Here is a 20,297-nt window from a genome sequence, read left to right as displayed (position 1 = left end):
CGGCAGGCGACGAGCCCTGCTTCGGAGGGGCCGGCCATGCCCTCCGGGACGCTCGATCGGTTCGGGTGCACCGTTCGCGAGACGTCCCAGGGCGGTGCGCAGCCAGCGCTGACCACGCGCGGAAGGACAGCAGGAGAACGCCCGGCTGGTTCGATGCGCATGCGCGTCGATCTTGCCAGGAGATCCTTCGACTCATCGGCGAACCCGTGAAGCCCGCCGTCCGTATCCGGACACGGACAGCCGGTGGCGTACATCATGCCGAACCCCAGTAGGTCCAAAGGAGTACGACTTGCTGCAACAGATTCCACAGCGACCGCCCACGTATCCCACGTCCATGGCCCAGGGACAGCGCGTTGCGACGGGCGAAGCGCACGGCAAGGCCATTCTGCTCGGCGAACACGCAGCCATCTACGGCGCCCCGGCGCTGGCACTCCCGCTGCAGGAGTTGAGATGCCGGGTCACCGTGTGCGGTTCACCAGCGTCCACTGCCGGCGCCTCCCGTCTGTACCTCGCCACGCCCGGCCCGCAAGGGGCTGCCGAGGAGACGGCGAGAGCCGTTCCCGAGGAGTTCCTGCTCCTTCTGAGCGCTTTCGCCGAACGAGCGGGTCTCGGCGCACCTCCCGCCGTGGACATACGCCTCGACAGCCGCGTCCCGCCCTCCAGCGGCCTCGGATCCAGCGCCGCGAGCGCCCGCGCGCTGGTCCGCGCCCTTGACGCCTTCTTCGCGACCGGCCTGGACGAACAGACGATCTTCGATCTCGTGCAGGTGTCCGAACGGTCGGCGCACGGCATGGCCAGCGGCATCGACGCCCTGGCCACCGGCAGCGAACGGCCGATCCTGCTGGCGGGCGGCCGACTCCGCACACCCTCGGTGGGTTCCGGTTTCTACCTCGTGGTGGCCGACAGCGGCAGCGGCGGCAGCACCCGCAAGGCCGTCGGCATGCTGCGGGACGCCTTCGCGCGGAACCCGAAGGGCCGCACGCGTTTCGTTCACCGGTCGACCGCGCTCACGGAGGCCGCGCTCGAAGACCTGGCTGCCGGTCGCCTGCCCGCGCTGGGCCGGCACCTCACCGACTGCCACGCGATGCTCGCCGCCCTCGGCCTCACCACCGACCGCACCAACGCGCTGGTCCACATGGCCCTCGACGCAGGTGCGCTCGGAGCCAAGATGACCGGTGGCGGACTGGGAGGCTGCGTCGTGGCCCTCACCACCACCGCCGCGCAAGCCGCGTCGGTGTCCACCACACTCGCCGGCCGCACAGGCGCCCGCACGTGGATCGCCGCCGTCGCCAAGGAAGCCGAACATGACTGCCCGTGAGGCGGTGGCCGTGGCCCACCCCAACATCGCCCTGATCAAGTACTGGGGCAAACGTGACGAACACCTGGTCCTGCCTTTCAACGACAGCCTGTCCCTGACACTCGATGTGTTCCCTACGACGACCAAGGTCCGGCTCGAACCGGACGCGGACGCGGACCGGGTCGTCATGGACGGAGCGATCGCCCGGGGCGAGGTGCTGCGCCGCACGACAGCCTTCCTGGAGCTTGTGCGTGAGCTCGCCGGACGCCGGGAACGAGCGGTAGTCGAAACCCGCAACACCGTGCCGGTGGGAGCCGGACTAGCCTCCTCCGCCAGCGGATTCGCCGCTCTGGCCCTGGCCGCGGCTCACGCCTACGGCCTGTCCCTCGGCGCCGCACAACTGTCCAGGCTGGCCCGCCGGGGATCCGGATCAGCAGCCCGGTCCGTCTTCGGTGGCTTCGTGGTCTGGCACGCCGGCGACCCCGACGCCCCCGACCCGGATCACACCTCCTACGCGGAGCCCGTCACCGACGCCCGCCTGGACGCCTCGCTGGTGGCCGTCGTACTGGACGCCGGTCCCAAAGCTGTGTCGAGCCGGGAGGCCATGCGCCGTACCGTCGCCACTTCGCCCCTCTACCGGGGATGGGTGACGGACAGCCACGCCGACCTCGCCCGGATGCGCACCGCGCTGCGCGACGGCGATATGGCGTGCGTCGGTGAGATCGCCGAACGCAACGCCCTCGGCATGCACGCCACCATGGAGACCGCGCGGCCCGCCGTCCGCTACCTCACCTCTGCTTCGACCACCGTGCTCGACGAAGTCCGCCGCCTGCGCCGGGAGGGTGTGGGCGCCTGGGCGACGATGGACGCCGGACCCAACGTCAAGGTGCTGTGCGCCTCAGCCGACGCCGAACAGGTCGCCGCACGCATGCGCGAGGTCACCGGCGTCCTGGTGGTCGTCGCCCGCAGCGGACCCGGCGCCCGGCACGAGACGGTGACATCTTGATGTCCGCCCCGACCACACGCCGCGCACCGGGGAAACTCATGGTGGCGGGGGAGTACGCGGTCCTCGAACCCGGGCGACCCGCCGTCGCCGTGGCGGTCGACCAGTACGTCACGGTCACCGTCAGCGCCACCGCCGCCGAGGAGGCGGACGTGGTCGTCGACTCCGACCTGTTGACTCATGAGGTGGGACTGCGCCGCACCCGACAGGGACTCAGGGCGCTGCCGGGACACGACCCGAGCCTCGTGTCCGGCGTGCTGTCCTACGTGGTGTCGGTCGTGGAGACGATTGAGCAACTGCGCACCGAACAGCGGCTCAGCCTCGCGTCAGTGAGGCTGTCGGTACGCAGCGACCTGCACCGTGGCGGCGTGAAGACCGGCCTGGGCTCCAGCGCGGCGGTAACCGCGGCGACCACCCGGGCCCTGGCGGACCATTACGGTATGCGACTGTCCACCGAAGACAGTTTCCGGCTCGCGATGCTTGCCGCCGTGCGGGTCGACGCGGGCCCTTCGGGCGCCGATCTCGCGGCCGTGACATGGCGGGGATGGGTGTCCTACCGATCACCCGACCGGCATGCCCTACGGGAGGCCTCGCACCGGCACGGCATCGCGCACACCTGGAAACAGCCCTGGCCGCACCTCGCCATTCGGCCGCTGCCACCTCCCGCCGGGCTTGCCCTGCACGTGGGCTGGAGCGGCAGCCCGTCCTCCACCACCGCCCTTGTCGCCGACCTCGCCACACGGCCGGGCTGGGAAGGCGCCCCCCGCGCCCGCTTCCTCGGCGACAGCGACCAGTGCGTCGAGGCTGTGGAGCGAGCCCTGCGACAGGACACACCGCAGGTGCTCCTCGACGCCGTGCGCACCGCCCGCGCTCTGCTCGACCGCCTCGACACGGAGACCGCTCTCGGTATCGTCACCCCGTCCCTGCACCGCCTCTGCGAGGTGGCCGAGTCGTGCGGCGCCGCTGCCAAGCCCTCAGGCGCAGGCGGCGGCGACTGTGGCATCGCCCTGCTCCCCTCTCACCGTTCCGCAGCACTGCTGCACCGGCGCTGGACGGCGGCCGGCATCACCCCTCTGCCGCTGCGCGTAGTCAGCGGCGCCACCGCCCCGGTCCTCGAAGCCCGAACCGTCCGCGACGCCTCCCCCTCCGCATGAGGACACACGCCATGACCGCACACCGCAAGGACGACCACGTCAGGCTCGCCCACGCGCAGTACGCACCCGCGTCGGAGCCGTCGCGTCCGGACGAGACGCAATGGCCGAACCAGTTCGATGAGGTGCGCTTCGTGCACCATGCCCTCACCGGCACCGACCGCGAGAAGGTCTCCCTGACGACCCGCTTCGCCGGAGTCCACTGGCCGGTACCGCTGTACATCAACGCCATGACCGGCGGCAGTCCCCGCACCGGTGAGATCAACCGCGACCTGGCCATCGCCGCCCGCGAGACCGGACTGCCCATCGCCACCGGCTCCATGAGCCCCTACCTCAAGGACCCCGGCACGGCATCCACCTTCAGCGTCGTTCGCCGGGAACACCCCGACGGCTTCGTCCTGGCCAACCTCAACGCCGGCGCCACCCCCGAACAGGCCCGCCGAGCCGTCGGCCTCCTGGACGCCGACGCCCTGCAGATCCACCTCAACACCGTGCAGGAAACCGTCATGCCCGAAGGCGACCGGGCCTTCTCGCACTGGGCCCCGGGCATCGCACGCATCGCCGCAGCCGTCGACGTCCCCGTCATCGTCAAGGAAGTCGGCTTCGGGCTGAGCGGACGTACCGTGCGCGAACTGCGCTCGCTCGGCGTGCACGCCGCCGACGTGGCCGGCAGCGGGGGAACCAACTTCGCCCGCATCGAGAACGACCGCCGCGACCGCCCCGACTACGCCTACCTGGAAGGCTGGGGCCTCAGCACCCCCGCAGCCCTCCTCGACGCACGCGACTGCGGTCTGCCCCTGCTCGCCTCCGGCGGCGTACGCCACCCCCTGGACATCGTCCGCGCCCTCGCGCTGGGCGCACACGCGGTCGGCGCCTCCGGCCCCTTCCTGACCACTCTTCTCGACGGCGGCGTGGACGCGCTGGTGCGGCACATCACCACGTGGCTGGACCACCTCACCGCCCTGATGACCCTGCTCGGCGCGCACACCCCGGACGCACTGGCCCACTGTGACGTCCTGCTCACCGGATCGCTGCGCGCCTTCTGTCTCGACCGCGGTCTCATGACGACCGCAGCGAAAGGAGTCACCGCATGAGCCTTGCGGCTGAACCGTCGACCCTCTCCACGGCGGCGGGCGTCCCCCTGCGGTGGGTGGGGCCCATACGCGTCTCCGGCAATGTCACCACGACCGAGACCTCGGTCCCCCTGGCCACCTACGAATCCCCGCTGTGGCCCTCCGTCGGCCGCGGCGCGAAGATATCCCGGCTGGTCGAGGGCGGGATCCGCACCACCCTCGTCGACGAACGGATGACGCGATCCGTCCTGGTCGAGGCCGATGACGCAGCCACCGCCCACACCGCCGCACGCGCCGTCCATGACGACCTTCCGCGACTGCGGGAGATCACCCGGGACAGTAGCCGCTACGCCCGGCTCCTCGGCGTACGGCACGAGATCACCGGACCACTGCTGTTCATCCGCTTCGAGTTCTCCACCGGCGATGCCTCCGGCCACAACATGGCCACCCTCGCCGCCGACGCCCTCCTGGCGCATCTCCTGGCCACCGTCCCGGGCATCCGCTACGGCTCCATCTCCGCGAACTACTGCACCGACAAGAAGGCCACCGCCATCAACGGCATCCTCGGCCGCGGCAAAAACGTCGTCGCCGAGATTCTGGTGCCCCGGAACACTGTGGCCGAGCACCTGCACACCACCGCCGACCGGATCGACTCCCTCAACATCAACAAAAACCTCGTCGGCACGCTGCTGGCCGGCGGCATTCGTTCGGCGAACGCCCACTACGCCAACATGCTGCTCGCCTTCTACCTCGCGACCGGCCAGGACGCGGCGAACATCGTGGAGGGCTCCCAGGGCATCACCTACACCCAGGACCGTGACGGTGACCTCTACTTCTCCTGCACTCTGCCCAACCTGATCCTCGGTACGGTCGGCAACGGCAAGGGCATCGACTTCGTCGACAGCCACCTCACCCGGCTCGGCTGCCGGGAGGACCGGCCCGCCGGGGAAAACGCCCGACGGCTCGCCGTCCTCGCAGCCGCCACCGTCCTGTGCGGTGAGCTGTCCCTTCTCGCCGCGCAGACCAATCCCGGCGAACTGATGAAGGCACACACCCGACTCGAACGCGCCACGGGAGACACGCATGCCCTCTGAACTCGCCGTAGGCATCCACGACCTGTCCTTCCGCACGACCAGTTTCGTCCTGCACCACTCCGAACTGGCCCGCCACAACGGCACCGACGTGGCCAAGTACCACAAGGGACTCGGACAGCGCTCGATGAGCGTTCCCGCCGCTGACGAGGACATCGTCACCATGGCCGCCGCTGCCGCGCTGCCCCTGGTGCGGCGGCACGGACCCGACCGCATCCGCACCGTCGTCCTGGCCACCGAGAGCTCCGTCGACCAGTCCAAGGCCGCGGGAATCTACGTCCATTCCCTGCTCGGACTGCCGCCCCACATCCGTGTCGTCGAAGTCAAGCAGGCCTGTTACGGAGCCACCGCCGCACTGCAGTTCGCGGCAGGACTGGTCCACCAGGACCCCACGCAGCATGTTCTCGTCATCGCCAGCGACGTCTCCCGCTACGACCTCGACAGTCCCGGCGAAGCCACCCAGGGCGCGGCGGCCGCCGCCATGCTCGTTTCCGCCGACCCCGCCCTCCTTGAACTGTCCGGCCCCTCCGGCTTGTACACCGCGGACGTGATGGACTTCTGGCGCCCGAACTATCGCGCCACCGCGCTGGTCGACGGCAAGAAGTCGGTCACGGCCTACCTCGACGCCGTCGAAAACACCTGGCGGGACTACCGTCAGCGCGGTGGTCTGCCGCTGGAGGAGTTCCGCTCCGTCTGCTACCACCAGCCCTACACGCGGCTGGCTTTCAAGGCCCACCGGGCACTGCTGGAAGCATGCGGCGCGCGCGCGGACGAGGAGACACTGCACCACGCCCTGGCTCCCACCACCGGCTACAACGAAGTCGTGGGCAACAGTTACACAGCCTCCCTGTACCTCGCTCTCACCGCCGCACTGGAGAACTGCCGCGACCTGGAAGGCCGGACAGTAGGCCTGTTCAGCTACGGATCCGGCAGCGTCGCCGAGTTCATCGCTGCACAGGTACGTCCCGGTTATCGGTCGCACCTGCGTGCCGACGAGCACCAGGAGGCCGTCAACACCCGGCAGGCCGTGGACTGTGAGACCTACCGCGCGCTGCACCGGCACGCCCTGCCCACCGACGGCCGTTCCTACGAACTGCCGCACCAGACCCGGGGCCCCTTCCGGCTGGCCGCCCTCCGTGACCACCAGCGCATCTACGAAGCCGCGTGACCCGCGGCGGTTCTCCTCCGGCACCGGTGCGAAAGCTGTCAACGGCACCCGATGTCCGGTGCGAGGCCGTCTGGCCTCCCCCACCCACCCGGAACCATCGGCAAGGAGTCGAGATGCCCAGCCGTTCAGCCGCTGCCTCCGCCGCACGAGCCGTCGGTGTCCTCGGCACCGGCTCCTACGTGCCCAGCAACGTCGTCACCAACGAGGAAGTGGCTTCGCCTGCCGGCGTGACACCGGAGTGGATCGAGCAGCGAACCGGCATCCGGGCACGCCGGTGGGCCAAGCAGGACGAGGCCACCTCCGCCCTCGCAGCGACTGCGGCCCGTACAGCGCTACTGGACGCCGGTGTCGGCGCCGATGACATCTCCTTGGTCGTCGTGGCGACCTCGACCCCTGACTCACCACAACCCCCCACCGCCGTGGCCGTCGCGGCCGAACTCGGCGTCCGGCCCGGCACACCCGCGTTCGACCTGAACGCCGTGTGCAGCGGGTTCGTCTTCGCCTTGGCCACAGTGGAGCGGATGCTGCACAGCATCGGGGGACACGCCCTCGTCATCGGAGCCGATATCTATTCCCGCATCCTCGATCCGGCGGATCGCCGCACAGCGGTCCTGTTCGGTGACGGCGCGGGAGCGGTCGTCCTGGGGCCCGTCCGCGGAGAGGGGGTGATCGCCACTCGCCTGGCGACCTTTCCGGACCACCGGGATCTGATAGGTGTTCCGGCCGGTGGCTCCCGGATTCCCGCCTCGCCCGAGTCCCTCGCGCAAGGGCTGCACCACTTCACGATGAACGGCCGGGCCGTGCGTGCCTTCGTCGAGGACCACGCGGGAGCGATGATTCGTGACTTCCTGCGCGAGCACCGAGTTCGAGCGGGCGGCGACGGCGCGTCTCACGTCCACTTCGTGCCGCATCAGGCCAACGCCCGCTTGATCGAGAAGCTGGCGGCCGACCTCGGCTTCCCGCCGGAACGCACCCACATGACCGTGCGGGACTACGGCAACACCGGAGCGGCTTCGGTTCCCGTGACCCTGCACGGCGCAGCGAGCCAACTGGCACCCGGTGACCTTGTGCTACTGGCTGGTTTCGGCGGAGGCATGGCCGTCGGACTCGCCCTCCTCGCATGGGATTCCCCGCGCTTGGCCGGGGGCGCCTGAGTGGTGGACACGCTGAATCACCCGGGGCGGCCTACGAGAGCATCGCCGCTGATCTGGGCATCGACGGGAACACCCTGCGGAACAGGGTGCTGCGGGACCGCGAACGCCGAGGCGTCGGCCCGGAGGCTGCTCGGGACACCGGGACCGCGGTCCGACCCACGCAGGCGATGCCGTCCGCGGAACCGGACGAGCGGATCCGGCAGTTCGAGGCCCGGGTGGCCGAGTTCGAGGCGAGCGAGCGCAAGCCGGCCACCGAGCGGACAGTACGCCGCGAGGCGGCCAAGTATTCCGCCGGAGAGACGAACCAGTGAACAGCCGCTGCCAGTTCGTCGACGACCACAGGGACGCCTTCGAGGTGAAGCGGCTCCACGAGGTCCCGGAAGTGAGGTCCAGCCACTGCCACTGGCTGGACGACCACGAAGCCATGACTGCCCGGCAGCGGGCCGACCAGCGCCTGGCCCGAGGGTCCGCCCACCTGATCGTGTCAGCCGTTGTCAGGGTCCCGGATGGGTGCGAGAAGGCTGCGTGGACGGCACATGCGGCTGGGAAACCGGCAGGGGAGCAGAGGAATTTGACGGATTCGTTGAACCATGGACAGCTCGCAGTGCCGCCGTTGCTGCGATCCCGGGAAAAGCCAGGGAGGGCTGCACTTCGATCCCCAGATGACGGCTGAAATCTCCCGCAACCGAAGTCAGCCAGAGCATCCTGTCCTCGTCTGAAAATCCCTGCCGCTTTTCGGGTCCCATATATCTTCCGGAGTTGTCGCTCACAATCCAACTTTTCCTTGATTTACTCCATCGAAACTCACCGCTGATTCTCGCATCGCCTCTGACTAGAACCCCTGTTTCCTCGTCGAATCCGGCGGCCACTGTGGGGTGTCCGAGACCGGACATGGCGGCCAGAAGAGACTCCTGTGTCAGGCCGTCCTGCCGGCTTCCCATTCCGATGACCATGTCATCCAATTGTTCTCGGGTGACGACGGTGCCGAACTTCTCGACCCCGAGTGAAACTTGCCCCCATTCATTTACCGCGTACAGCCACACGGCATTCCTGTTGCTGATGTCCAACTTGAATTCTTCGAGGGGCATCCAGAGGGGGTTGAGCCGCAATTGGCCCTGCTGGTCGAGTTCTCGGAAATAAATCCTCGTCGCCTCGACGGAGTATCCGTACTCGTGGTCCAGGTCGTAGACGTCGTCCTCATAGTAGAGTTCACTGTCGGGCGATCCTTCCCTGTTCTGCATGAGATTCTTCTCTTCCGTGAGTTGATGCTCCCGACCCGAACGACATCAAGGTGCATTGCATACCCTGATTTTCTTGCGATGAATCGGCCGCATACTGATGTGGGGGTGAAGGACGAGGACGGCCTTTCCGGGGCCGATGATGAGGCTGGCGCTGCAGCGAAGTCTTTCTCCGCGGCAGGCGCTGGCTTTTCAGGCGGCCAGGCGCCTGCTGGGAGACGCAGTTGATCATGGCGTGGGCGGTGTCGTCCCGTCGTTTCCACCGCCCGAGTCGGCGGCTCCGGCAGGGGACAAGCGGCCGCCGCCCTGGTACGCCTTGTCCGCCGAGCACGTGAGGCCCGCCGGGCAGTCGGCCGCCCGGCTGCGACCGCGTGCCAGCCACACCGGGCCATCCGCTACCGGGTGTTCGCCCCCAGGGGTGAATTGCCGGTTCCGCTGGGGACGACCGCAAAAGCGTACGGCGGTGAGGATGCGGCATTCACGGTACCTGCCACAGGTGTGCTTCCCGCTGCTTCAGCCGTGGTGGAGAGGCCGTGAGGTGCTGAGCTACCGGTGCTGCCACCGGCACTGGAGAGGGCAGCTGCCCCTGGAATGAACAGCAGCCCGTCTACGGCGTGGGTCGGCTGAGCCGGGGACCGCAGTGGTTCCGGCTGCCACGTGCCCTTCCACACATGAGCATTGTCCTGGTTTCTCGTATGCCATTCGACGACGATCTCCTGCTCGGGCAGGGGCAGTTTGCTGAACGCCTGGTCCAGAGAATCGGCGAGGCACTGGATGTCCTTGGGAGTCCACCCGTTTCTGCAGTCCTCCTGCAGATCGAGCCACGAACCCCAGCGGTCGTAGAGGAGGTCACCCACCTCCTTCGAACAATGCATCTCGAAGCGAGGAGAGAACAAGTGATCGTAATCTTCGGTGGAAGAGTGAACCATGTCGAAATGATTGAGTCGAAATGGATTGTCGCCCATGTATCCAGTTTCGGCACCGAGAGCGTAATGAAGGTTGTGAAACATCCACCGCGCCTTGTCGACTTCCCGCGCCTTCTCCCCTGATTGCGATTCGGCGAGCAGGGGATCCCACGTGGTGACATTTCCGTTGTAATTCTTCACCACATGGGAGGCTCTATTGTAGGTGTGATGGGAAAGTATCCCAGCGAACTGAGCGGCGCTTGCGCCCAGAATTTTGGCGTCCTCGGGAAGCTCCGAGTATCGGGTGAATATGCGCATGTAATATATGACGTCAGCCGGGATTTTCCTGGAGTAGACTTCATACTCCTGGCTGATATCTATTTCGCTCAGGGCGCGTTCGGTGCCGATCGCATGACGCCGAGCGGCGTCGCCTGCCCTCCGCCCCAGACGCTCGCCCCTGTTCAGGTGTTTGCCGACACGGTAATCCTGATAGAACGTGAGCGACTCCTCCTGTCCGACCATGCCCTTTTTTATGGCCTGCGCCATCTTGTGGACCCAGATCGGCCATTTCGGTATTAACTGTTCATCCAGTGCCCGCTTGGATAGGGGAAGGCATGCGACATGATGAGGTTGACCGGGAGCGGGATCGGGCTGAAACCGGTATGCGGGTACCTGGACGATCGACTCTTCCAGCGCCCACTTTTCCTCCATCTCACCCTTGGTGAGTTCTTCGTCGCCGTATTCGTCGAGTCGGATGTTTCGCCCAAAAGGTCCATTCTGGGCGAGGAATTGCGGAAATTCGTTGGCTGTCTTAATGGTGACCACGTGCTCCGTGGGCCACCTGCTACTGCTTTCCAGGTATCCTTCCGTCGCCAGCTTTTGGATGACGTCATAATTTCCGGGATGGCGGTGCACTTCCCAGTAAAGCCCGCAGTGTTCCATCTCCGTCTTCAAGAAATCTATTTCATGGGGCGCCAACGGCATTTTATCAACCTCCCGGTCGGCAGGCCCCGCCTGCGATTTCGGCACCATTCGGCAGGGCCGCGCAGCATAGGCCATCCGGGTACCTAATCAGGTTTGCATTAACGTATTCTTGCCTGCCCCCTATGAATGAGCGGCGGTGAGGACAGTGCGGGCGAGCATGGCCAGAGTGACGTGTCGATACCAGCCGGACAGCGGCGGACCCTCCACTGGTCGAAACTCTTTTTTCGCGGCTCCGTCCCGTGCCGTTTCTCTGCCGTGACACCGCCTTCCTGCCGGTTCGTCGTGTCATCCGCATCTGGCGTTGGGTGAGCTGCTCACCGATATCGCGGAGCTTGTCACGCGTTGGCGGTTCGAGCATGTCCTGGTGGTCCGTCGTGCGATGGGTGCCAGGGCGGGTAGTGCGGGTTCGGCGGGGTTGGTCTGGCTGGAGGAACGGGCGGCCCGTCGGGTCTTTCCTGACCTGTGGGAGGTACGCGGTGACGTCTAGGGTGGTGTCGGTTTTCGCTGCTGAGGAGGAGCGGCGTGTCCTGGGTCTGAAGCCGGTACTGGCACCGGTGCACGGCCGTTACGGTGAGCATCCCCATCAGTCCTATGATGCCTGGTTTTCGGGTACTGCCGGTGCTCCGCTGGTGGTTCTGCTGCACGGCGGCTACTGGCGTTACGACCGCATGCACCTGACCCCGTTCGCGGCGTGGCTTTCCCAGCAGGGTTTTGATGTGCTGCTTCCCGGTTTCCGGCGTTCCGGTGGTGCGGGCGGTTACCCGGAGACGTTCGATGATGTCGCCCGCATTGTGGATACCCTGCCCCAGGGGCGGCCCTACGTGCTCGCGGGTCATTGCTCGGGCGGGCATCTGGCGTTGTGGTGTGCCGCGCGGGGGCTGCTGCCGCCCGGCTCGCGCTGGCACACCCGTACCCTTCCGGGCGGTGTGCTCGCTCTGGCGCCGATCACCGATCTCACCGCCACCCGGCGTGACGGTCTCAGCGACGACGCGGCGCTGCAACTCCTGGGCGGGGAGCCGCACTTCACCGCACGGCTGCCGGAGGTCGACCCCCTCAGCCTCCTGCGGAACGCCGGCACCACCGGGGTGCCCACCGTGCTGCTGCACGGCGCCGCCGACGAGGAGGTCCCTCTCACCCAGTTCAGCGACTACGCGGCCGTGCACCGCGACCTCCAGACGGTCGTCCTGCCCGGCACCGGCCACTACACCCTCATCGAGCCGGGCGCACCCGGCGCCCGCGCGGTCGCCGACACCCTGCGGTCCATGACCGCCGCCCTCCCCCCGCAAGGCACGGTCCAGGCAGCCGAGGAAGGCACGGATGGCCGGACGGCCGAGGAAGGCACGGATGGCCGGATGGCCGAGGAAGGCACGGGCGGCCGGATGGCCGAGGAAGGCACGGGCCGGACGGTCGAGGCAGGCACGGGCCGGACGGCCGAGGCAGGCACGGGCTGGACGGCCGAGGCAGGCGCAGGCCAGGCGGCCGAGGAGGGCACGGGCGGCCGGACGGCCATGGAAGGCGCAGGCTGGACGGCCGAGGCAGGCACGGGCCGGACGGCCGAGGCAGGCACGGGCTGGACGGCCGAGGCAGGCGCAGGCCAGGCGGCCGAGGAGGGCACGGGCGGCCGGACAGTCGAGGAAGGCACAGGCCGGACGGTCGAGGAGGGCACGGGCTGGACGGTCGAGGCAGGCACGGGCGGCCGGACGGCCAAGGAAGGCACAGGCTGGACAATCAAGGAAGAAAGGGCGGCACACCGATGACCACCGCCCTCACCCCGCCGGCCGCCCTGCACAACGAGGCCGTACAACTCGACACCGCCGACCCCCTGGCCCCCCTCCGCACCCGCTTCCTGCTCCCGCCGGACGTCGTCTACCTCGACGGCAACTCCCTGGGCCCCCTGCCCGCCGCCGTCCCGCCCGCCCTGGAAGACGTACTGCACCGCCAGTGGGGCACCGCACTCATCGGCTCCTGGAACACGGCCGGCTGGTGGGAGGCACCCCTGCGCGTGGGAGACACGATCGGCGCCCTCATCGGAGCCGCGCCGGGGCAGACCATCGCCGGTGACTCCACCAGCGTGCAGCTGTTCACCGCACTGGACGCCGCCGCCACGCTCCGCCCGGACCGGCCACTGCTGGTCACCGACCCCGGACACTTCCCCACCGACCGCTACCTGACACACGCGGTCGCCCGCCGCAGAGGCCTCCAGGTACACCACGTCTCCCCAGCGGACCTCCCGCGCTTCCTCGCCACCGAAGGCCACCGGACCGCCGTCGTCAGCTACGCACCCGTCGATTTCCGCACCGGCGAGCTGTACAGCATGCGGGCGCTGACCCGGGCCGCCCACGCGGCCGGCGCCCTCGCACTGTGGGACCTGTGTCACGCGGCCGGTGCGCTGCCCCTCGACGTCGACGCCCTCGGCGTCGACCTGGCCGTCGGCTGCGGCTACAAGTTCCTCTCCGGCGGCCCCGGCGCCCCCGCCTTCCTGTACGTGGCGCACCGCCACCACGACCGCCTCGACACGCCGCTGCCGGGCTGGACCGGCCACGCCGACCCGTTCGCCCTGGCCCGCCACTACACGCCCGCCCCCGGTATCGCCCGCGCCCGCATCGGCACCCCGCCGATCCTGTCCCTGCTCGCCCTCGAAGCCGCCCTCACCGCCTTCGACGGCGTCGACCTGAACCAGGTCCGCGCCAAAAGCCTGTCCCTGACCGGCTTCTTCCTGCGCTGCACGGACGAACTCCTCACCCCCCTGGGCTTCACCCCCGTCACCCCGGCCGACCCCGCCCGCCGCGGCAGCCAGGTCACCCTGCGCCACCCCCACGCCCGCGGACTGGCCACCGCCCTCGCCGAACACGGCGTCATCGCCGACATGCGCGCACCCGACCTGCTGCGCTTCGGCGTCAACGCCCTCTACACCAGCCACCAGGACCTGCTCACCGCCGCCCTCGCCCTGCGCGACCTCACCCGCAACGCCGCCTACGACCCCGCACCGCCGGCCACAGGCCCGGTGACCTGACGGCCTCCCGTCCCCCCGGTCCCCCCGGTCCCCTCATCCCCCTCATCCCCCTCATCCCCCTCATCCCTCCCGTCCCTCCCGTCCTTCCCGGCCGGCCCGGTCGGCCCGCAGGGGGCGCCTGCCGCCTCCGCCCGGCCGGCGGGGCGGACGGCCCCACAGGCCGGACTCCACCTCGTCCCGCACACACAGCCGGGCCCGCCCCCTGCTCACCGCGGCCTCCCCACACGACGGCCCGAGACGGCCCGAGACGGCCCGAGACGGCCCGAGACGGCCCGAGACGGCCCGAGACGGCGCTCCACCGCACGCAGCAGCAGCGCACCGCGCACAGCACCGGCCCGACCCGGCCGGCCGCAACGCCAAGCACCGTTGCGGCACAACCCTGGTAATGCTTTCGTCGAGCCGCCGGAGGGTGAGGAAGGCCTGGGCGGCGGTGACGAGGCTGCTGCCGTTCCTGCCGGTCAGCAACAGCAGTTGTGGCAGGCGGCGGGATCACCGGCAGGTGAGCGACCGGATGTTGCACCGTGCGCGGACCGGCATGCGCCGACAGGATCCTCCCGAACGCTTCGGCCCGGTGGAAGACCGCCTATGAACGCCACCGCATCCGCTCGGCCCACGGAACCCGGGAACGCCTGCGACCAGCAGGTCCAAGCCCGAGCCGCCGATACGGCCGGGAAGATCGACGGGGACAGCCCGGCCGACTCCACCACCGCGCGGGCCCACCAGCATGCCGACGGCGCCGGCGCCGGTGCCGGCACCGAACCGCCGCCGGCATCTGCCTCAAAGAGCAACCCAGCGGCAGAACACCAGGGCGAAACGCCGTAGCAGAACCCCCTCGGCCACCTGATGGAGGCAGTCCCGGAGGCGAAGGCCCGGGGCGCTCGCAGGGCGGGTCCACCAGCAAGCACCCCCGAACACGCATGGCCGCTCCCGCTCCCGCCCGCTCCCCGCGTCACGCCGGGACAACGAGCGAACTGCACCCAGCTCACACGCATGCTGGACAAAATCCACGTCCCCCGCATCAGGCCGGGCCGGCCACGCAAGAAGCCCGACAGCCTCGCAACAAACAGGCATCACAGCAACGGGCCCCTGCCCCGCCGGTATCCGCCCCCCAGGGGCATCCGGCACACGATCCCGGAGAAGACCGACAGCCAGACCGCCCACCCTGCGCAAAAGCTCACAAGAAGGACGGCCGCCCGGGCACACCCAGGACCGCTACAAGAAACGCACCACCATCGAACGAGCGGTCAACCGTCCGGAACAGTCCCGAGCGGCCGCCACACACTACGGCCAGCGCGGCTACGTCTTCCCCGGCACCACCACAGCGTTCCGTCGCGATCTGCCTCCGAACGCGACCCCTACGCGACCCAGCAGCAGACGTTCCGGCCCCGGCGCCGGGCGCTGCCGACGAAAGCGGCCAGATCACCCAGGATCACTATGGCGGTCTCCGTGCCGATGACCTCGCCGTCCTCCGCCCGCTGCAAAGACCACGCGACAGCGGCATCCTCCAACTCGGACCGCTCGGCCCCGGCGAGCACGGCGGACAGGCGAGGCGAGACCGCGAAGACGACGCACCCGTCATCGTCCTGGCCGGCGACGAGGCGAGGCTCACCGGCCTCGACGAGTTCCTCGTAGCTGCCGCCGGAAAGCAGGCACTCCCACTCGACCACAGCTACCTCGGGATCGAAATCGCCGAAGGAAAGCGACTCGAAAGCGCGTCGCGGCCCGGCCCGAAGAACCAGTGCCGCTGACACGTCATCCGCAGCCGCGAAGAACTCGACGACGATGCTCACCCCGGCATCATGCCGGACCACCCACGACCATGACCGGCCGGACAACTCCTACCCGACGTCCGAGTCGTGCTAGGGCCTGTTGTGAAAGTGCTGGTCGCAGCCACTCGTTGATGGCTGCGACCAGCACTGTCGCTTCGTAGCGGACGGCGAGTTTGTCGTACCGAGTGGCGACGGCCCGGTGGCGCTTGAGCCGGTTGATCCCGCACTCGACCGCGTGCCGTTGCTTGTAGTCGTCTTTGTCGAACTTTGGCGGGCGCCCGCCCTGCGATCCACGCTTGAGGCGGTTGCGGACTCGGTCCGCCGGAACCGGAATGGTGGCCTTGATGCCGCGTCTGCGCAGGTAGGAGCGATTGCCGCGGGAGTCGTACGCCTTGTCGGCCCGCACTCGGTCCGGGCGCTTGCGCGGCCTGCCGGGCCCCAGCCTCGGAACCCGGACGGCTTCCAGGACCGCTTCGAACTGCGGGGAGTCGCCCCGCTGCCCGGCCGTGATCACGACGGACAAGGGCTTCTGCCCTTGCTCGACCGCGATGTGGATCTTGCTGGTCAGTCCGCCGCGGGAGCGTCCGAGGCCGTGATCGGCTGGCTCGACGAAGATCCCGCCGGGCGGCTCCTTCTGGAGGTCCCCCTTTTCGCCGCTCCGCGGCGTACTGGTGGGCCCGGCAGACGGTGGAGTCGACGTTGACCTCCCAGGTGATCAGGCCCTTCGCGTCCGCCTCGGCCTGGAGCTTGGTGAGGATCCTCGCCCCAGGTGCCGTCCCGCTGCCAGCGTCGGAACAGGTCATAGACCCGATCCCAGGGCCCGTAGCGTTCGGGCACGTCCCGCCAGGGAGCACCGGTCCGGGTCCGCCACCGTATGCCGTCTATCAGCTGCCGCCGCGTCCACACCTGCGGCCGACCCGGCTTGATGCCCGTCGGCAGCAGAGGCTCCAGCCGGGCCCACTGGCCGTTCGTCAGATCCCCACGTCCCACAGGACGTGATCATCAACGAACAAGATCTACTTCCGCAACAGACCCTAGTCGTGCGGCGTGCCGGCGCGTCCGAGGGCTTCGGCAGCCCGTTCCTGGTGGGCGCGGTAGCGGCGCAGGTACGACCGTGCCATCGGGCCGGGCGGTACGCCCCGGGCGAAGGCACGCATGTTGCGTTCACCGGTGTTGTAGCCCAGGGCCAGGAGCTCGTCACGGGTGTAACGGCGCACATGCCCCTTGGGAAGGCTGTGGTCGAGGTCCTTGAGGTGCAGGGCGGCTGTGCGGATGGCGAAAGCGGGGTCATCCCGCAGGTCCTGCCATCGGCCCGGCAGACGATGCGTGTGCCGGACCCGCTCGAACGTCGCCCGGTGCATGTTGGCCAGACCGAAGGACGCCTTGGGTTTCCACCACTGCCACAGCCGCTCCAGCAGGGGATGGTGCGGTTTGTAGGCCTCGTTGTGGAGCACCCCCATGACCAGCAGCGGCGAAACCCCGGCCTCCCGGGCAGCGCGTACCACGACTGCCGCGTAGTCGGCCGGATCGTAGCCACCGGGCCGCAGCGGCGGCGTCCGAGCATCCTGACGGCCCGCCGTCCGCGCCCCTTGCCCCGCTGCCGCTGCCGCTGCCGTTTCCGCTGCCGGTCGTCCGGCCATCGTCGATCACCCCTCCACCACTGTGAGGTGCATGTGCCCCCGCACCCCTGACCCAATCCCTCCCCTCCCCGCCGCGGACGAGGACCCAGACCCCACAGCATCACCACAGGCGTCCTGCCCGGCCAGCCCACCCGCCCATGCCGTCGAAAGGCACCCCGCCGACCACCAGCCGATGGCAGCAAACACCCCAGCCCACGGCCATTGGAACCTGACGGCGGCACCACGGGACAACCACGGCACCACGGCACCACGGCACCACGGCACCACGGCACCACGGCACCACGGCACCGGCGCGCCAGCGCGCCGGCCGCCGTCGGCCACCGGCCGCCGCGGATACCGCACACGACCCGCCCCCTGGCGCGGCAGAAACCGCACCGCACGCACAACTTGCCCCACTACGCCGCATGACGCACAACCAACCACGCGAACCGCACCACCGGCCCAGCACACCGCGCGACACACAACCGACCAGGCGAAAGCCGCAGGCCCGCCCCTGCACCCGCCGCACACCACAGCGCCTGCCCCACCAGGCGCGCCCCGCCCGGCGCCGACCGCGAAAACACCCGACGACGAACCCCGCAAAAGACCAAAGCCGGCCCCACCCACCCCACCCCGCACCATTCAACTCAACGAGCACTGAGCCGTCCGGCCGCGTCAAGCACGACCTCCGCATCCCCCCACGCCACCACCCCCGAGCCGGACAGGAGGGCGACGAACGGAACCCCACCGCGCAACTGACGCCGCTCGCACTCCCCCTGGACCTGACAGCCCGGACGGCACTGCCCCGGCGCCGCGACGATCACCTGCACCGCGAGGTCCCGCAGTGGCCGGCCCCGGCCCGGCCTCCGCTTCGCAAACCCTCCTCGCCCACAACAACGCCCTGCGCAACGAGCGGCCGCTCCACGCCCCAGACACCACCCCACCCACCCACCCCACCCACCTCACCCGCCCCACCCCGCCCCACCAGCCCCCGTACCCCGACGACCCCACACCCCGACCCTGCACGGCCAACGACACCACCCACCCCTCCACCCCGCCCAGCCGCACCAGAACACACCACCCCACCCTCTGCACGACCGCCGCTCACCCCACCAGACAGGCGCCGCACAAGCACCAGAGGGCACAGCATCACGCGGCCACGGAGGCCACCCCGAGACCTGCCCCAACCAGCCCGCAGCCAGCAGCGCTACCCGGCCGGACCCTTGAACAACTCCACCAGCGCAGCCCCACGGCCGGTCAGCCGCTGGCGCACCTCACGGCCATAACGCTCCCGCTGAAGCAAACCCACCGCCCTCAGATACTCGCAGTGGTAGGTAATCGTGCTGACCCCCGTATTCAGCACACGAGCCAGCTCACTGACCGTCGCAGGCGGCCGCACCGAGCGAAGCACACCCGCCCTGACCGGTCCCAGCAGTCGAACGAGACCGTCCTCACCCACCGGCTGCCCTCCCGGAGAGCCAAGACGCCCCAGCCCGGGCAACGGGTAGCTGAACCAGACCACATCATCACGGTCGAAACTGTGCATCGAGGCCGCCGCACCGAAGACCACGGGAACCAGCACCAGCCGACGACCCCCGAGCTCGAAGACCTCCCTCGCACACCGCGGCAGCTCAAGCACCCCGTCCACGTACCGCACCCGAGGGCCCAGACCGGTCAGCACCACACCGAGGTTCTGGCTGACCACAGCGGAACCCACCCGCTCGGCCTCCCTGCCCAACAACGCATCCGCCCGCACCCACAACGGCTCCAAGCGCCGCCAGGCCGCGTCGGCCACCTCGTAGTACGCGGCGAGAAAGCGCCCAGGGTCATCCAGCACCCTCTGCCAGCTCCGGGGCACCACGGCACCGAACCGCCCGGTCACCTCAGCCACGAGGCCCTCCGGCCCGACCTCCCGCAACTGCGACAGCACACTCTCCATACGGGCGGCGCGCACATCACCGGTCAGCGCCAACACATCGGGCAGCCAGCCGTGCCCGGGCCCGAACAAGGGACGGATCACCTCGGCCGAGGCGGGCAGAGCGGATTCCACGGCGCTCCGCCACCGCCCCGGCACCCCCTGCCGCACACCTCCCAGCACCTCCTGCAACACGGGGAAGAGGCTGGCGCCAGGAGCCCGGGCCACCTCCACGCGCACCTCGTCCAACGGCCCCAGTAAGAGACGACTGCCGGTCACACCAACCCCCGTCGTGAACGTAAAGCGTCGTCCGTGCTCCGACGAGCACAACACCGTCCGGCCGCATGCCCTTCCCCCGGACGCCGGTTCCCGGCCACCACGGCGGACGGCCGCGGCAACGTTTCGACGATCCCCGAAAAGCTTGCACAGCACCCCACCACGGACGACGCTGCCCGCACCAGGGAGACCGCCCCGCCAGGGCCTCCCCAAACCCATCAGGGGGAATCAGAAAGTGCACCAGACGAGGTCACGCCCACTGACCAAGATCATGATCACAGCCGCAGCGGGCATCATGGCCGCCGCCGGCATGGCCGCTCCGGCCACCGCGGCCCAAGCCCCGCAGACCAACCGGACGAACACCAGCGCCCAGTTCGAAACGGTCACCACCTGGATCCAGGGCAACGTGCGCATCGGACCGTCCACGGGCTACCGCATCGCCTACACCGTCGCGGCAAACCAGAACCTCACCGCCGTGTGCTGGCTCGAAGGCGGCACCGTCTCCGCAAACGGCTACACCCACAACAAGTGGGTCTACCTCGCGGACGACAACTACATCTGGGGCGGCCTGCTCACGGGCAACGAAGTAGGCAACGTCAGCTCCCGCTGCTGGTAACCCACCCACCGCTCCCGCGCCCACC

At 69.2% G+C, this 20,297-nt stretch carries 15 protein-coding genes and 3 pseudogenes; 12 read left to right on the top strand and 6 right to left on the bottom strand.

All coding sequences use genetic code 11. The annotated features are described in order from the left end of the window. Positions 1 to 334 precede the first annotated feature (334 nt). The 8 genes from mvk to FHX78_RS37065 all read left to right on the top strand — a co-directional run bounded on the left by mvk (position 335) and on the right by FHX78_RS37065 (position 8,248). On the top strand, positions 335 to 1,318 hold the full coding sequence (mvk, locus tag FHX78_RS35530) for a mevalonate kinase (RefSeq protein ID WP_145872313.1): 984 nt from the start codon (positions 335 to 337) through the stop codon (positions 1,316 to 1,318). Then, the gene (mvaD, locus tag FHX78_RS35525; protein ID WP_145872312.1) at positions 1,305 to 2,303 is read left to right on the top strand and encodes a diphosphomevalonate decarboxylase; all 999 of its coding nucleotides are present in this window, start codon (positions 1,305 to 1,307) and stop codon (positions 2,301 to 2,303) included. The genes mvk and mvaD overlap by 14 nt, the downstream gene beginning before the upstream one ends. After that, positions 2,303 to 3,454 (top strand): phosphomevalonate kinase, encoded by a 1,152-nt coding sequence (locus tag FHX78_RS35520; RefSeq protein WP_145872311.1) that lies wholly within the window; start codon positions 2,303 to 2,305, stop codon positions 3,452 to 3,454. Before mvaD ends, FHX78_RS35520 begins: the two co-directional genes overlap by 1 nt. An 11-nt stretch (positions 3,455 to 3,465) precedes the next feature. After that, positions 3,466 to 4,545: a type 2 isopentenyl-diphosphate Delta-isomerase gene (gene fni, locus FHX78_RS35515; RefSeq protein ID WP_145872310.1), complete on the top strand. Its 1,080-nt coding sequence runs from the start codon at positions 3,466 to 3,468 to the stop codon at positions 4,543 to 4,545. After that, a complete protein-coding gene (locus tag FHX78_RS35510; protein WP_145872309.1) occupies positions 4,542 to 5,618 on the top strand; it encodes a hydroxymethylglutaryl-CoA reductase in 1,077 nt (358 codons plus the stop codon). Before fni ends, FHX78_RS35510 begins: the two co-directional genes overlap by 4 nt. Continuing rightward, complete coding sequence (locus FHX78_RS35505; protein WP_145872308.1) at positions 5,608 to 6,783, top strand: hydroxymethylglutaryl-CoA synthase; 1,176 nt, start codon at positions 5,608 to 5,610, stop codon at positions 6,781 to 6,783. The genes FHX78_RS35510 and FHX78_RS35505 overlap by 11 nt, the downstream gene beginning before the upstream one ends. 113 nt (positions 6,784 to 6,896) lie before the next feature. Continuing rightward, the gene (locus FHX78_RS35500; protein WP_145872307.1) at positions 6,897 to 7,937 is read left to right on the top strand and encodes a 3-oxoacyl-ACP synthase III family protein; all 1,041 of its coding nucleotides are present in this window, start codon (positions 6,897 to 6,899) and stop codon (positions 7,935 to 7,937) included. 167 nt (positions 7,938 to 8,104) lie between these two features. Beyond that, positions 8,105 to 8,248, top strand: coding sequence for a hypothetical protein (locus FHX78_RS37065; RefSeq protein WP_167532024.1), 144 nt, complete (start codon positions 8,105 to 8,107; stop codon positions 8,246 to 8,248). A gap of 183 nt (positions 8,249 to 8,431) precedes the next feature. On the opposite strand, the gene FHX78_RS35495 is transcribed toward FHX78_RS37065, so the two are convergent. Both FHX78_RS35495 and FHX78_RS35490 read right to left on the bottom strand, forming a co-directional pair. Beyond that, positions 8,432 to 9,178: a hypothetical protein gene (locus FHX78_RS35495; RefSeq protein ID WP_145872306.1), complete on the bottom strand. Its 747-nt coding sequence runs from the start codon at positions 9,176 to 9,178 to the stop codon at positions 8,432 to 8,434. A 392-nt stretch (positions 9,179 to 9,570) separates the two neighbouring features. Then, positions 9,571 to 11,139 carry a hypothetical protein gene (locus tag FHX78_RS35490; RefSeq protein WP_145872305.1) on the bottom strand — a complete coding sequence of 523 codons (1,569 nt, stop codon included), beginning with the start codon at positions 11,137 to 11,139 and terminating at the stop codon, positions 9,571 to 9,573. 199 nt (positions 11,140 to 11,338) lie between these two features. Between FHX78_RS35490 and FHX78_RS35485 the strand changes: the two are divergent. From FHX78_RS35485 to FHX78_RS35475, 3 genes and pseudogenes are all read left to right on the top strand, one after another. Next, positions 11,339 to 11,551: pseudogene (locus tag FHX78_RS35485) on the top strand (tryptophan 2,3-dioxygenase family protein); the annotation flags it as partial. After that, positions 11,541 to 12,338 (top strand): annotated as a pseudogene (locus FHX78_RS35480) (alpha/beta hydrolase family protein); the annotation flags it as partial. The pseudogenes FHX78_RS35485 and FHX78_RS35480, both read left to right, overlap by 11 nt. 479 nt (positions 12,339 to 12,817) lie before the next feature. Further along, the gene (locus FHX78_RS35475) at positions 12,818 to 14,077 is read left to right on the top strand and encodes a kynureninase (RefSeq protein WP_145865394.1); all 1,260 of its coding nucleotides are present in this window, start codon (positions 12,818 to 12,820) and stop codon (positions 14,075 to 14,077) included. Between the two features lie 1,355 nt (positions 14,078 to 15,432). Here the strand turns inward: FHX78_RS35475 and FHX78_RS35465 are convergent. From FHX78_RS35465 to FHX78_RS35445, 4 genes and pseudogenes are all read right to left on the bottom strand, one after another. Beyond that, entirely contained in the window at positions 15,433 to 15,867 is a 435-nt protein-coding gene (locus tag FHX78_RS35465; RefSeq protein ID WP_145865392.1) for a hypothetical protein, read from the bottom strand. 7 nt (positions 15,868 to 15,874) lie between these two features. Further along, positions 15,875 to 16,836: pseudogene (locus FHX78_RS35460) on the bottom strand (IS5 family transposase). A gap of 44 nt (positions 16,837 to 16,880) precedes the next feature. Continuing rightward, entirely contained in the window at positions 16,881 to 17,351 is a 471-nt protein-coding gene (locus FHX78_RS35455; protein ID WP_229924245.1) for a lysozyme family protein, read from the bottom strand. Between the two features lie 1,321 nt (positions 17,352 to 18,672). Continuing rightward, the gene (locus FHX78_RS35445) at positions 18,673 to 19,515 is read right to left on the bottom strand and encodes an ArsR/SmtB family transcription factor (RefSeq protein WP_145865389.1); all 843 of its coding nucleotides are present in this window, start codon (positions 19,513 to 19,515) and stop codon (positions 18,673 to 18,675) included. 412 nt (positions 19,516 to 19,927) lie between these two features. Here FHX78_RS35445 and FHX78_RS35440 point away from each other — a divergent pair, with 412 nt between their 5' ends. Beyond that, positions 19,928 to 20,272 (top strand): hypothetical protein, encoded by a 345-nt coding sequence (locus FHX78_RS35440; RefSeq protein WP_145865388.1) that lies wholly within the window; start codon positions 19,928 to 19,930, stop codon positions 20,270 to 20,272. The last annotated feature ends 25 nt before the right edge of the window (positions 20,273 to 20,297 follow it).

The sequence above is a fragment of the Streptomyces capillispiralis genome (assembly GCF_007829875.1).
GTDB lineage: Bacteria > Actinomycetota > Actinomycetes > Streptomycetales > Streptomycetaceae > Streptomyces > Streptomyces capillispiralis.
Note: the sequence above shows the minus strand (reverse complement) of the source record. Positions and strands in the feature narration are given on the sequence as shown.

What these genes read in the sequence shown, in the direction of transcription:
- mvk (WP_145872313.1), top strand. Translation starts at nt 335, where the DNA reads ATGGCCCAGGGACAGCGCGTTGCGACGGGCGAAGCGCACGGCAAGGCC.
- mvaD (WP_145872312.1), top strand. Translation starts at nt 1,305, where the DNA reads ATGACTGCCCGTGAGGCGGTGGCCGTGGCCCACCCCAACATCGCCCTG.
- FHX78_RS35520 (WP_145872311.1), top strand. Translation starts at nt 2,303, where the DNA reads ATGTCCGCCCCGACCACACGCCGCGCACCGGGGAAACTCATGGTGGCG.
- fni (WP_145872310.1), top strand. Translation starts at nt 3,466, where the DNA reads ATGACCGCACACCGCAAGGACGACCACGTCAGGCTCGCCCACGCGCAG.
- FHX78_RS35510 (WP_145872309.1), top strand. Translation starts at nt 4,542, where the DNA reads ATGAGCCTTGCGGCTGAACCGTCGACCCTCTCCACGGCGGCGGGCGTC.
- FHX78_RS35505 (WP_145872308.1), top strand. Translation starts at nt 5,608, where the DNA reads ATGCCCTCTGAACTCGCCGTAGGCATCCACGACCTGTCCTTCCGCACG.
- FHX78_RS35500 (WP_145872307.1), top strand. Translation starts at nt 6,897, where the DNA reads ATGCCCAGCCGTTCAGCCGCTGCCTCCGCCGCACGAGCCGTCGGTGTC.
- FHX78_RS37065 (WP_167532024.1), top strand. Translation starts at nt 8,105, where the DNA reads ATGCCGTCCGCGGAACCGGACGAGCGGATCCGGCAGTTCGAGGCCCGG.
- FHX78_RS35495 (WP_145872306.1), bottom strand. Translation starts at nt 9,178, where the DNA reads ATGCAGAACAGGGAAGGATCGCCCGACAGTGAACTCTACTATGAGGAC.
- FHX78_RS35490 (WP_145872305.1), bottom strand. Translation starts at nt 11,139, where the DNA reads ATGGCCTATGCTGCGCGGCCCTGCCGAATGGTGCCGAAATCGCAGGCG.
- FHX78_RS35475 (WP_145865394.1), top strand. Translation starts at nt 12,818, where the DNA reads ATGACCACCGCCCTCACCCCGCCGGCCGCCCTGCACAACGAGGCCGTA.
- FHX78_RS35440 (WP_145865388.1), top strand. Translation starts at nt 19,928, where the DNA reads ATGATCACAGCCGCAGCGGGCATCATGGCCGCCGCCGGCATGGCCGCT.